Annotated in this window: 8 protein-coding genes; 5 read left to right on the top strand and 3 right to left on the bottom strand. The window is 44.6% G+C overall.

Annotated features, from left to right (window positions below; genetic code table 11):
- The first annotated feature begins 242 nt into the window (after nt 1–242).
- From OSCI_RS15035 to OSCI_RS15025, 3 genes are all read left to right on the top strand, one after another.
- On the top strand, nt 243–2,636 hold the full coding sequence (locus OSCI_RS15035) for a PAS domain-containing sensor histidine kinase (protein WP_007355863.1): 2,394 nt from the start codon (nt 243–245) through the stop codon (nt 2,634–2,636).
- Nucleotides 2,636–3,100 (top strand): response regulator, encoded by a 465-nt coding sequence (locus OSCI_RS15030; protein WP_007355862.1) that lies wholly within the window; start codon nt 2,636–2,638, stop codon nt 3,098–3,100. The genes OSCI_RS15035 and OSCI_RS15030 overlap by 1 nt, the downstream gene beginning before the upstream one ends.
- Before the next feature lie 270 nt (nt 3,101–3,370).
- Complete coding sequence (locus OSCI_RS15025; RefSeq protein WP_007355861.1) at nt 3,371–6,502, top strand: PAS domain S-box protein; 3,132 nt, start codon at nt 3,371–3,373, stop codon at nt 6,500–6,502.
- Between the two features lie 281 nt (nt 6,503–6,783).
- Here the strand turns inward: OSCI_RS15025 and OSCI_RS15020 are convergent, their stop codons facing one another.
- Nucleotides 6,784–7,440, bottom strand: a complete 657-nt coding sequence (locus tag OSCI_RS15020) for an O-antigen ligase family protein (protein ID WP_420705288.1) — start codon at nt 7,438–7,440, stop codon at nt 6,784–6,786.
- 434 nt (nt 7,441–7,874) lie between these two features.
- On the opposite strand from OSCI_RS15020, the gene OSCI_RS15015 reads away from it, so the two are divergent.
- Nucleotides 7,875–8,957: an ATP-dependent 6-phosphofructokinase gene (locus OSCI_RS15015; RefSeq protein WP_007355859.1), complete on the top strand. Its 1,083-nt coding sequence runs from the start codon at nt 7,875–7,877 to the stop codon at nt 8,955–8,957.
- An 81-nt stretch (nt 8,958–9,038) separates the two neighbouring features.
- Here OSCI_RS15015 and OSCI_RS15010 read toward each other — a convergent pair whose 3' ends face one another.
- Both OSCI_RS15010 and thrC read right to left on the bottom strand, forming a co-directional pair.
- Entirely contained in the window at nt 9,039–9,314 is a 276-nt protein-coding gene (locus tag OSCI_RS15010; RefSeq protein ID WP_007355858.1) for a MoaD/ThiS family protein, read from the bottom strand.
- A 116-nt stretch (nt 9,315–9,430) separates the two neighbouring features.
- A complete protein-coding gene (gene thrC / locus OSCI_RS15005) occupies nt 9,431–10,729 on the bottom strand; it encodes a threonine synthase (RefSeq protein ID WP_007355857.1) in 1,299 nt (432 codons plus the stop codon).
- Between the two features lie 543 nt (nt 10,730–11,272).
- On the opposite strand from thrC, the gene OSCI_RS15000 reads away from it, so the two are divergent.
- Nucleotides 11,273–13,495 carry a CHASE4 domain-containing protein gene (locus OSCI_RS15000; RefSeq protein WP_007355856.1) on the top strand — a complete coding sequence of 741 codons (2,223 nt, stop codon included), beginning with the start codon at nt 11,273–11,275 and terminating at the stop codon, nt 13,493–13,495.
- Nucleotides 13,496–13,514 lie beyond the last annotated feature (19 nt).

The raw sequence follows: 13,514 nt of genomic DNA, 5'->3' as shown, positions 1-13,514 counted from the left end.
CCTTCTTCCTTCTACTTATCACTTCTAGAAATCATTCTTTGGAGAGATGCTAACTACACTGACAATCAAGTATACAAAGTTCTACCAAAGTAAATAGGCTGTGAGAACGAGGGAAGATAGGAGAGTTTGGACTTTTGAGATTGCTTGGTTGCACTCGCAACGCTAAACCCTGCCGGTATGATACGCCAACGCGGTTTTGAGGCGAGAAGAGTAGAAAACTTTCCCCGCTAAAGAGGCTAAATATGCTGAAGCTAAAAATAGACTCCCGATCGCGGCCCTACGGCGTTGCTGTCTTCACGGTGGCTGTGTCATTTATGCTGACACTAGCTCTGAAGCCGCTGTTGCAAGGGAGCATTTTCGGTGTATTTTTCGGTGCTGTGGCAGTAAGTGCCTGGTATGGAGGTCTGGGGCCGGGACTGCTAGCGTCGCTTCTGTCCGCAATACTTAGCGTTTATTTCTTTTTACCGCCAGCTTTTTCCCTCACCCTTAGCGGTTTAGCTGCCATTGTCCGGCTGAGTATGTTCTTGGTGGTGACGATGACGATCGCTTCCTTGACTGCGGAACTGCAAACAGCTAAAAAGCGGGTAGAAGTGATGCTCTCAAAGCTCAAGCTGAGCGAAGAACGCTACCGTCACCTACTTGACACTGCCAGTGAAGGTATCTTGACAATTGACACTTTGGGACGCACAGATTATGTTAACCAGCGGATGGCAGAAATGCTGAGCTATAGCAGGGAAGAAATACTCGGCCAATACGTTTTTGAGTTCGCTGATGAGGTAGCAAGAGGGCAAATTGTGGAGCATTTGGAGCGAGTTAAGCAGGGAAAGAGCGATCGCGCACATTTGCGGTTTCGCCGCCGCGATGGTTGCGAACTATGGGCACTTGTCTCTAGCAGTTCCATTAAAGATGATACTGGCTCCTTCAAAGGTGCATTTGCTGCGATCGCAGACATCACAGAACTTAAGCAAACATCAGAAGCACTGCGGGAGAGCGAAGAGCGGTTTCGTCAGGTGACAGACAATATATCAGATGTCTTTTGGGTCGCCGACCTCGCAAAGCGAGAATTACTCTATGTCAGTCCCGCCTACGAAAAAATCTGGGGACGCAGTTGCGAAAGTTTACAAGCTAATTTTATCGAATCGCTCGAGAGCATTCACCCTGAAGATCGCGATCGCGTCCAAGCAAAATTTTTCCAGACAGTGCTACAGGGACAATACGACGAAGAATTCCGCATCCTGCGACCCGACGGCTCAGTGCGTTGGGTACGCGATCGCGGTTTTCCTATTAAGAATAAACAGGGAGAAACCCACCGCGCCGCTGGCGTTATCGAAGACATCACCGAGCGCAAACAAGTCGAGTCAGAACTTAAAAATCAACAAAAATGGCTCGAAGAAATGCTCAACTTTTTGCCATCTCCAATATTATTAGTCGAACCAGAAACGGCAAAAGTAACATTTGCAAATATTGCCGCTAACGTCATGGCCGGTGGAGAATTTCCCAAGAATCGACCCGCAGAAAAATATCACACTATTTATTACTGTACTGACGCATCGGGAGAGCGAATTCCTGACGATCGAATGCCAGGAGTACGGGTAGCGCGGGGGGAACACCTGGATGGGTTCGAGTTTAACTGGCATACCCCAGGAGGCATCCGCTCGATCGTTGCCTTTGGCGATACTTTGCCTGCTATGCACGGTCATCCGCCTACTTCCGCCTTATTATTTCAAGATATTACCAAGCTTAAAATCGCAGAAGTAGAAATCCGTAGATTCAACGAAAACCTGGAAGCAGCAGTAAAAGAGCGTACCCTGCAACTGCAAGCAGTTAACTCCGAACTCGAATCTTTTTGCTATTCCGTTTCCCACGATTTGCGAGCCCCCCTGCGCCACATTAGCGGTTTTGTAGAATTGCTACTCAAGCGCAACAACTCAAATTTAGATGAAACTAGCCACCGCTATCTCAATACCATAGCTCATACAGCCAAACAAGCAGGAATTCTAGTCGATGACTTACTCGCTTTTTCCCGCATGGGTCGCGCCGAAATGCACTGCATGGCTGTGAATATGGAACTTTTGATTAAAGAAGTGAAGCACGAATTTGAACCCGAAACAAATGGCAGAGATATCCAGTGGCAAATACAGCCTAATTTACCTCTAGTTAATGGTGATATTTCCATGCTACGTTTGGCATTACGGAATTTGATTGAAAATGCGTTAAAGTACACTCGGACGCAGCCTCAAACTATCATTGAAATCGGTTATGTGTCGGATTATTGTAAATTACCAAGTTCTGAGTTGACTTGGGCGGCATTAGCTGACAATCTAAAATATTATAACTTGGATAAAGAAAGCGTTGGTCTAAAATCTAAAATCCCAAATCCACAATACCAGGAGGATATGGCTATTTTCTCAATCCGTGATAACGGCGTAGGATTTGATATGCGATACGTTCACAAACTCTTTGGTGTGTTTCAAAGACTCCATAGCGAACAAGAGTTTGAGGGAACTGGCATTGGTCTAGCCAATGTCAGAAGAATCATTTATCGGCATGGCGGTGAAACCTGGGCACAAGGTACTGTAGGTGTCGGAGCGACTTTCTACTTTTCCCTACCAAGGTTACAGGGAGAGGTTGAATAATGGAAGAATTAAAGCGAATTTTGCTAGTTGAAGATAGCGGTAATGATGTTGAGTTAACACTGGTCGCCCTGGCAGAAAATCATCTTGCTAATGAGGTTATAGTAGTACGGGACGGTGAAGAAGCACTGGATTATCTTTATCAGAAGGGAATTTTTAAGCTGCGGATGGGAGGTCATCCTGTTGTAGTATTATTGGATTTGAAGTTGCCGAAAGTGGACGGTTTGGAAGTGCTAGCACAAATCAAATCTGACCCGGAATTGAAAAGAGTTCCTGTCGTGATGTTAACCTCTTCCCGCGAAGAGCAAGATGTGATTAAAAGTTATGATTTAGGAGCCAATGGTTATGTGGTAAAGCCTGTTGATTTCCGCGAGTTTGTTGATGCTATTAAAGAATTGGGGCTGTTTTGGGCGGTGGTGAATGAGCCACCTCCGGGAGCTGTACCTGCTCGCAGAAGTAATGGTTAAAGGAATAAGTTTTTTGTTGGCAAAAGAGAATAGTTATGTTAGGAATAAGAGAGTAAGCCTCTGTCCTTCTAATAATATCAATTCTCCCAATTATTGAGACAATCTGCATTGTTGAGTTAACTTCAGAAGATCGACTTCCTGCCTCCTGCCTCTAATGTTGCATAATTTTGGATAATTGGCATAAAAAGGGGTGGATAGAGATGTTAAAAACCGCTCGATGAAAGTTAATTTGTGTTTACAATCAACAACTAACCCTAGTAAAATAAAATCGTGAAAACGCTAAATATCCTGTTACTAGAAGATAGCATTCTCGATGCAGAACTAATTGAAGAATACCTCATTGAAGGCGGAATCAAGTGTTATTTAAAACGGGTGGAAACCCGACTTGATTTCATCGAGGCAATTGAAAAAGACTCTTTCGATCTAATTCTGGCAGATTATTCGTTACCTTCTTTTGATGGGATATCAGCATTAGCAATCGCACAAGCTAGATGTTCTGATGTGCCGTTTATTTTCGTTTCTGCTACCTTGGGCGAAGAACTAGCTGTGGAAACTTTGAAAAATGGCGCTACTGATTATGTCGTAAAAGAAAGGTTGGGGCGGCTCGTGCCTGCTGTAAAGCGAGCGCTGCGGGAAGCCCAAGAGCGGCGCGATCGCCTCTTAGCGGAAGCAGCAAGACAGGAAAGTGAAGAGCGATTTGAGATCATGGCGGATACAGCGCCAGTGATGATTTGGATGTCCGATACCGATAAGCTCTGCGATTATTTTAACAAGCCCTGGCTGGAATTTACGGGCAGAACTTTAGCAGAAGAAATAGGCAATGGCTGGGCCCAAGGCGTTCACCCCGACGATGTGGAGCGTTGTCTAGATACTTATACCACTGCCTTTGACGCAAGGCTTGATTTTAAGATTGAGTACCGCTTAAAGCGGTTTGACGGTGAATACCGGTGGCTTTTAGATACGGCAATTCCCCGGTTTAATGCTGACGGTACCTTTGTCGGCTACATTGGTTCTTGTATAGATATCAGCGATCGCATTCAGGCAGAATACGAACGGGCAAACGCTCTAGCCGCTACTCAAGCAACAGCAAACGCTCTAGCTGCCTCAGAAGCACGCTACCGCGCGATCGGCGAGTCAATCCCCTTCGGAGTCTGGATTTGCAATCCCAACGGCAGTATCAACTACCTCAGCGACTCATTTTTGGAGTTGATTGGAATGACTCTGGAAGAATGCCAGAAATCAGGCCTATCAGGTAAATTACCACCCGCAGATGTCGATCGCACTTGCTCAGAATGGAGAGAGTGCATTAATAGCGGTAGCGTTTGGGATTGCGAACACAAATTCTTAGGTATTGATGGCAATTACCACACCATCTTAAGTCGGGGAGTCCCCGTGCGCGACAGTTCCGGCGCGATCGCTAACTGGGTAGGAATCAATCTGGACATCACCGAGCGCAAGCAAACAGAAGCGGCGCTACAAAAGGCTAGCCAAGAAATAGTCAACATTCTCGAAAGCATTGGCGACGGTTTTGCCAGCTTCGATGGAGAGTGGCGCTACACTTACATTAACCGCAAAGGCGAAGAGATTTTAGGCAAGCAGCGATCGCAGATTTTGGGCAAAATTGTGTGGGAAGTATTTCCCGAGTTAAAAGATACACCCTACTACGAGCAAATCCTGCAAGCCAAAGCCGAGAACCTAAACTTTGAGTACGAACACCTTTTCCCACCCTTAGATAACAGGTGGTTTGCCTTGCGCTGGCATCCAACTCCAGAAGGAATGTGCGTTTATTTCCAAGATATAACAGAACGCAAGCTGACAGAAGCAGCACTGAGAGCAACTGAGGAAAAGCTGAAGAGTTTTGTAGCTGCTGCCTCTATTGGCATTGTGTTTGCTGATATTTATGGCAGTATTACTGATGCTAACGCTGAATTTTTGCGAATAGTTGGTTACAGCCGCGAACACTTGCGCCGAGGTGAATTGCGCTGGACTGAGATTACCCCGCCAGAATATCTGCCCCTAGATGAGCAAAGTATCAAGGAGGGAAAAAAGACTGGTGTTTCCCCTCCCTACGAAAAAGAATATATCCGCTCTGATGGCAGCCGCGTTCCGGTTTTAATCGGTTTTATTTTAGTAGGAGAACAGCGTGAAGAGTCAGTTGCCTTCATTCTCGATTTGACTGAACGCAAACAGTTAGAAGCCGCACTGCACCAAAGAGCGGAAGAATTACTACAAGCAAATCGGCTCAAAGATGAGTTTCTGGCAACTTTATCTCACGAATTGCGAACGCCTCTAAATGCGATGCTGGGTTGGACTCAACTACTGCGATCGCGGAAATTTGACGAAGAAAAGACAGCCCGCGCCTTAGAAACCATTGACCGCAACACTAAGTCACTGGCGGCGCTGATCGAGGATTTGCTAGATGTTTCACGGATTATTACCGGCAAATTACGCCTGAATCTGCGGTTAGTAGATTTGGTCTCGGTGGTGGAAGCAGCGATCGAAACGGTAATCCCTGCGGCGCAAGCCAAGTCAATTCAAATCATACCTTTACTGGATGAAAGAATTGAGAGGATCTCAGGCGATAGCAGCCGTTTGCAGCAAGTGATCTGGAATCTGCTCTCGAATGCGATTAAGTTTACCCCCAACGGCGGCTGCGTAACCATCGCCATCCATAGAGTTGGTAGTGAGTTAGAAGGGAATTTTTGCGCTGAAATTGAGGTGACAGATACCGGACAAGGAATTAACCCTGAATTTTTGCCTCACGTTTTCGACCGTTTCAGTCAAGCGGACAGCACTACTACGCGATCGTACAGCGGATTGGGACTGGGATTAGCAATCGTCCGTCACTTGGTGGAACTGCACGGTGGTACTGTCAAAGCTGACTCTCAAGGAAGTGGCAAAGGATCTGCATTTACAGTTAGATTGCCCCTTCCTGAGAGGAAGAAGATTGAGGGGGTAGGAGTAGAAACAGCTTCCCTACCCCTCCCCATCCCTCCCCAATCCTCAACCGATGCCCCTCTTCAAGGGTTACGGGTATTAGTTGTAGACGATGAGGTAGATTCGCGGGAGTTTGTACGTACAGTCTTAGAAGGTTCTGGGGCAGAGGTGACAACCTCTGCATCCGCACAGGAAGCACTTGAAGCGATTAAAATTTTGAAGCCAGATGTAATGTTGAGCGATATTGGGATGCCTGTAGAAGATGGGTATGCTTTAATCCGTCAAGTAAGGGCACTTTCCGATATCGCCGATATCCCGGCGGCGGCTTTGACGGCTTATGCTAGATCGGAGGATCGGGCGCGATCGCTACGGGAAGGTTTTCAGATCCACTTGCCTAAACCTCTGGATTCTAATGAATTGGTGGCAGTGGTGGTAAGTCTTGCAGGCCGTTTAAAAAGTAAGTAGAAGGAAGAAGGAAGAAGGAAGAAGGATTTAGTTATCTAGGAAAGAAGGAAGAAGGATTTAGTTATCTAGGAGAGAAGGAATAATGTTTATACAGTCAGCTTTTTAGCTATCCCGATCTTATATTATGTCCGGTTAAATACTTGTCATTTTAAATACTTGTCATTGCGAGCGAAGCGAAGCAATCGCAGAGACTAGGCGATTGCTTCGCTTCGCTCGCAATGACAGTAAGTAATTTGCTGGACATAATCTTATGTTTAATTAGGTGGATTTACTTATAATTTCTAAGACTGAACGCGATTCCCATAAGTTAAGCCGCAAATAGCCGCTAATAGCAACCAACCTATAGTATTTACTCGTAAATCAAACAATGTTACATCTACAGTATTAAAGATCGTACAAGCCGCAAAAGCGACAAGATAACTAAAGAAAATAATTCTATCTTGCTCTGCTAATATGGGAGATTGTAAGTGCATATCTCCGGTCAAATAATTTTCATTTTTTGCTAAGGGCGATTTGACTAATAACAATATCCCTTGAGCAAAAATCCAACCTACTAAACCACATAAAAACAGTGTTGCGGGTATGCCTGTTTCAGCAGTTAACATCAGAAATAAATTGTGAGGATGGCCCAGCCATCTGTGCATTTGTGCTTCATAAAGAGGTGTAAAATTTCGCAGTCCCCAACCAGTCCAAGGACGTTGCTGAGTCATATTCCAGGCAAATTCCCACTGAGTTTTTCGCAGTGTAGCTACAGGACGATTTTGATACATTTGATCGGTGAGTCTTCCCCAAATAAAATAGGGAACAATCTCCCGCAGCCATTTTCTTACTGGTTCGGGCCCAAATGCTGACCACAAAATGCCCCCAGTTGCACTAATAACAAGTGCAACTAAAGTTCGCCAACCTAGATAAAGTGCAAAAGCAAGACTTGCCAGAATAGCTAGTCCCCAAGCATTGCGGGAATTAGTTAAGATTAAAGCCGCAGCATTTCCGATTACGACGATACTTAGAAAGGGTAATTGGTAATTGGTAATTGGTAATTGGTAATTGGTGATTGGTAATTGGTAATTGGTAATTGGTGATTGGTAATTGGTAATTGGTAATTGGTGATTGGTGATTGGTAATTGGTGATTGGTAATTGTGTTTGATTCTGAATTTAGGAATGATAAATCAGTCTTCTCTTTTTCCTCTTCTTTCTTCCCTCTTCCTTCTTCCTTCTTCCCTAGCCCCTAGCCCCTAGCCCCTAGCCCCTTCTTCTATTGTTACATAAGTTAATCAGTAGACATCACCAAGTCTACAATCTTTTTAAGATACGTTTGGCGTACCCCTAAACTTGATATGCTAATGCCTTGATCGCATTACGGGCGTATGAATGGGAGAACATAAACGCATTGGCATCCTCACCAGTGGAGGAGATTGTGCAGGCTTAAACGCTGTAATTCGAGCAGTGGTTTACCGCGCAACGGGAACATATAATTGGGAAGTTCTAGGAATTCGTCAAGCCACTAACGGATTGATGAACCGTCCTCCACAGGCAATTTCCCTCGATATTGAAAAAGTTGACCCTTGGCTCACGGCTGGCGGTACAATGCTAGGCACGACAAATAAGGGAGATCCTTTTGCATTTCCCATGCCTGATGGCAGCTTGTGCGATCGCACCGCCGATATCATTGAAGGCTATAATCAACTCGGACTAGATGCCTTAATTGGCATTGGCGGTGACGGCAGTCTAGCAATTCTCCAGCGAATTGCTCAACAAGGCAATATCAACTTAGTTGCTATTCCTAAAACTATTGATAATGATGTTGGAATTACCGAACGTTCCATCGGTTTTGATACCGCAGTTAATATTGCCACAGAAGCATTAGATCGCTTGCATTTCACCGCCGCTAGCCATTCGCGGGTGATGATTATGGAAGTCATGGGACGGGATGCTGGACACATTGCAATTAGTGCCGGCATTGCTGGGGGTGCAGATGTAATTCTCATTCCTGAAATTCCTTACACATTATCTAATATCTGTGCCAAAATCCAAGAACGCCAAGAACAGGGAAAAAACTACTGCTTAATTATTGTCGCTGAGGCCGTCCGCACTGAAGAAGGCGAACAAGTGATACATACAAATCGCTTAGGACAGCGCAGATTAGGGGGAATTGGTCAGCATTTAGCTGATGCAATTTCTGAATGTAGCGGTGCGGAAACGCGAGTAACTGTTTTGGGACATATTCAACGCGGGGGAACTCCTTCGCCGCTAGAAAGATTAATTGCTTCAGCTTTTGGCGTGGCCGCAGTTGATTTAATTGCTGAGGGGAAATATGACCAGATGGTAACTTGGCAAAAGCGAGAAGTGGTTAGCGTTCCGCTTAGCGATGCGATCGCGAAATACAGTGCAGTCAATCCCAAAGGTACTCTAGTTAAAACGGCTCGCGGACTTGGAATCTGTCTAGGTGATTGAAAATTGGTTTAGATGTAAAAAAAATAAACGCAGATAGATTTGATAATCATCTGCGTTCATCTGCGATTAATCATTAATTAATTAGCCGCCTGCAACAGCAGGGACGATGCTAACTTCATCTCCGTCTTTGAGTTCAGTCTTTGAGCCATCCAAAAAGCGGATATCTTCGCTATTAACGTAGAAGTTCAAAAATCTGCGGGGTTCACCTTGTTCGTCACAGAGGCTTTTTTTGATGCCGGGACAATTGGTTTCTAGTGCTTCAATCAGTTCGACAATGTTGCCGCCTCCACACTCAATAGTGGCTTGATTGTTGGTGAATTTTTGCAAGGGTGTGGGAATTAAAACTTTGACAGTCATGGTTTGTTGTTGGTTGTTAGTTGTTGGTTGTTAGTTGTTACTTGTTAGTTGTTGGTTGTAGTTGTATTTTCCAATTAACCACTAACCACTAACCATTAACAACTAACAAATGATAATTAGACGCTCACTTCTTGCCATTCTAAGCGATCGAGCGTCCGAGCACGTTCTAGGGCACGCTCAAATGCTTCTAATTTCGGCTCTAGGGTAATCGGTTCGCCGATGTATCCTTGGACGGCTTCTTGGGTTTTCAAGCCGTTGCCGGTGATGTAGGCGACGGTGGTTTCTTCGGGGTCAATTTTGCCAGCTTCTACGAGTTTTTTCAAGACTGCGATCGTAGTTCCGCCTGCGGTTTCGGTGAAGATACCTTCAGTTTCCGCTAATAATTTCATGCCTTCGATGATTTCGGCATCGCTGACGGATTCGATGTTACCGCCTGTTTTCCGGGCAATTTCTAAGGCGTAGATGCCGTCTGCGGGGTTGCCGATCGCGATCGATTTAGCAATTGTATTCGGCTTGACTGGCGTTACGAAATCCCGTTCTTCGCGGAATGCTTGAGCGATCGGCGAACAACCGTCTGCTTGAGCTCCGCTAAACCGCACTTTCTTACCTTCCACTAACCCGACTTCTGTAAATTCTTGAAAACCTTTGTAAATTTTAGTGAAGAGGGAGCCAGAAGCTAAGGGAGCGACGATGTGATCTGGCAATTGCCAGCCTAACTGTTCGGCTACTTCATAGCCAAGAGTTTTAGAACCCTCGGAGTAGTAGGGACGCAGGTTGATATTGACAAATCCCCAGCCGTGTGTATTGGCTACTTCACAGCAGAGGCGGTTAACTTGGTCGTAGTTGCCGTGAACTGCCATTACCGTTGGGTTGTAGATCAGAGTGCCTAATATTTTGCCCGCTTCCAAGTCGGAGGGGATGAAGACACAACAATCTAGACCGGCATGGGCTGCGATCGCCGCTGTAGAATTAGCTAAGTTGCCAGTGCTAGCACAGGAAACAGTAGTAAAACCCAATTCTCTAGCTCTACTAAGAGCGACTGACACCACTCTATCTTTGAAGCTGAGAGTGGGCATATTGACAGCATCATTTTTAATATAAAGATTTTTTAGACCCAGGCGGCGAGCTAAACGGTGAGACTTAAGCAAGGGAGTCATACCCGTGCCGACATCAATAACATTATCTGTAGCGACTGGTAAAAAGGAGCGGTAGCGCCAAATCGAGTTAGGGCCAGCTTCGATAGTTTGGCGGGAAACGGTGCGACGAATAGCATCGTAGTCGTATTTAACCTCCAGCGGCCCAAAACACAGGTCGCAAACGTGCTTAGCTTCGAGTTCATACTCTGCGCCACATTCTTTGCACTTGAGGCTGACAGCAGTTGCTGATGTGGATTTGGTTTTGGTTGCTTGGGTCATGGGTGGACTCCCTACTTTCTACGGTGGTTTTCGACTCTGTGTGGATAGTAACACGAGCTCAAAATGTTGTCAAACATACCCGACAAAAAAAGTCGGGTATAGTTTTATTCAAATTTAAAAGATGAGCTTGGTAGCTAAAACTTCAAGGCGAAAGCCTTATTAAATCAATACTTCAGAAAATTCTGTAACGAGAATGACAAAAAAGAGATATTGTATCTAGTTGACTTCATCCCCCTCCGATCGATTAAAAATTAAAAATTGTAGGCTTTAATTTTTAATTTTTAATTTTTAATTGATTAAGTTGCCCCCATCCCCCCCTGCTCCCCCCTCTCCCCCGCTCCCCATCCCCCATCTCCGTATCTCCCGCATCCCCTTAGAGAGAGGTATTATTGAGCAATCGCCCTCTAAAGATTGGCAGTGAAAGATTTCTCCTGAGTTCCGGCTTTAGGACTAATCGTGGAGAAGCATATATACTGAGCAAGCCTTTTCTCTCACTGTCAACCTGAATACAGATATGACAGGAGTATCCAGGCAGGAAAAAAGATGAAACTTCGTCATAAGACACTATTAATAATTGGTGTTACCCTCGCTGGATTAACTAGCGTTCTTTACTTGACATCCTCAACAATCCTTCTGAGGAGTCTCAAGAAAGCCGAAGAACAGGAAGCTCGTCAAGTTGTCAATGGAGTGCTGAGCGTATTTAGCCAAACGGAAAGTGACTTTAACTCCCGCTTTGCTGATTGGTCAGCGTGGGATGACACATATACTTTTATTCAAGATGCTAACAAAGAATATATTAACTCGAATTTAGCGCCCGAAGCGCTAGGAAACTTAAACGTCAATCTTTCCTTGTTTATTAATACTTCTGGAAAGACGATCTACGGTACTGGTTTTGACACCAAAAAGGGCGAAAATACACCGATACCAGAGATATTAAAATCTCACCTAAATGTTAACGATCTTCTGTTAAAACATCCCACCCCCCAAAGCAAGCGTTCCGGCATTATTCTGCTGCCTTCAGGGCCGATGCTGATTACTTCACAACCGATTGTAAATACTCAAGGAACAGGCCCAATCCGAGGTACGCTTATCTTTGGTCGAAATCTAGATGCTACTGCCATTAATCGGTTGTCTAAAATTACCCGCTTTCCCCTCACCGTTCATAGTATTAATGAGCCTCAGCTACCAGCAGACTTCAAAGTTGTACGAAATACTCTATCTGATAAAAAACCAATTTTAGTAAGCCCAATAAATGAAAATTCACTTGCAGGATACGCCCTACTGAAAGATATTTATGGTCAACCAGCACTACTATTGCAAGTGAATATCCCTAGAGAAATCTATCAGCAAGGTCAAAGGAGCTTACATTATTTGCTTGCCTCTGTAGTCCTAGTGGGGGTAGGGTTTAGCGGCTGTATTATACTGCTATTAGAGCGCCAAGTCTTGTCTAGATTGAGCTATCTAACACGAGGGGTGAACCGGATTAGCACTAGCAAAGACCTCTCGCTCCGCTTGTCTGTGGCTGGTAGAGATGAATTATCGAGCCTTGGTAGCACTATTAATGGAATGCTAGCGGAGATCGAGCAAGCTGAGAGCGAACAAATAGAGGAAAGAGCACGCTATCGCGCTGTAGTTGAGCAGGCCTCGGATAGTATTTTTTTGTTTGATGCTAAAACTAAACGCATTTTAGAAGCTAATACAGCTTTTATAAATTTACTGGGCTATACTCTTAATGATATTTTGAATCTCACTGTTTACGATATTACTGTTCACGATAAAGATACAGTTAACCGCAATATTGAGCTGTTGATCAGAAGAAAACAGCGCAGGCTAGGCGAAGTGATTTACTGCCGCCGAGATGGTTCTCTTGTTGATGTTGAAGTGAATGCTAATTTAATTTCTTACGGCGGTAGAGAAATTATTTGTACCGTTGTCCGCGATATTACTGACCGCAAACGGGTACTAGAGGAAATGTATAAGGCTAAAGAGGCTGCTGAAGCTGCCAATTTAGCCAAGAGCCAATTTCTTGCTAACATGAGTCACGAGTTGAGAACTCCCCTCAACGCGATCATTGGCTATAGCGAGATGTTGCAAGAGGATGCTGAAGATTTAGGTGAGGAAGAATTTGTTTGCGATGTGAAAAATATTTACAAAGCAGGCAAGCATTTACTGGGATTGATTGACGAAATTCTGGACTTGTCTAAGATTGAAGCAGGCAGGATGGAGATGGAGTTGATGACGTTTGATGTGAGGGCTACGATCCGAGATGTAGTAGCAACTGTTGAGCCACTATTGATCAAAAATGCTAATCGCCTGAATGTACAGTATGGAGAAGATATTGGATTTATGCACTCAGACCAAACGAAAGTGCGACAGATTTTGTTTAATTTACTCAGTAATGCGGCTAAGTTTACTCATGATGGTACGATTTCGCTGACTGTGAGTAGGGAAAGAGTAGCAATTGAATCAGAAAAATTGAAAGATAGGGAATCAGATGTTGAAAATGATTTATCTAAAACTTTAATCGCTGATTATGATTTTTTAATTTTTAATTGCACTGATACTGGTATCGGCATGAGTTCAGAGCAGTTGCAAAGGCTATTTCAACCTTTTATGCAGGCAGATCCTTCAACTACACGCAAATACGGTGGTACTGGTTTGGGGTTGGCGATCGCAAAGAAGTTCTGCGAGATGATGGGAGGAGAGATTACAGTAAAAAGTGAGTTGGGTAAGGGTTCAACTTTTACTGTAATCATACCAGCCTGAAAAAGAGGGGCTAGGGGCT

Source organism: Kamptonema sp. PCC 6506 (assembly GCF_000180455.1).
Taxonomy (GTDB): Bacteria; Cyanobacteriota; Cyanobacteriia; order Cyanobacteriales; family Microcoleaceae; genus Kamptonema; species Kamptonema formosum.
Note: the sequence above shows the minus strand (reverse complement) of the source record. Positions and strands in the feature narration are given on the sequence as shown.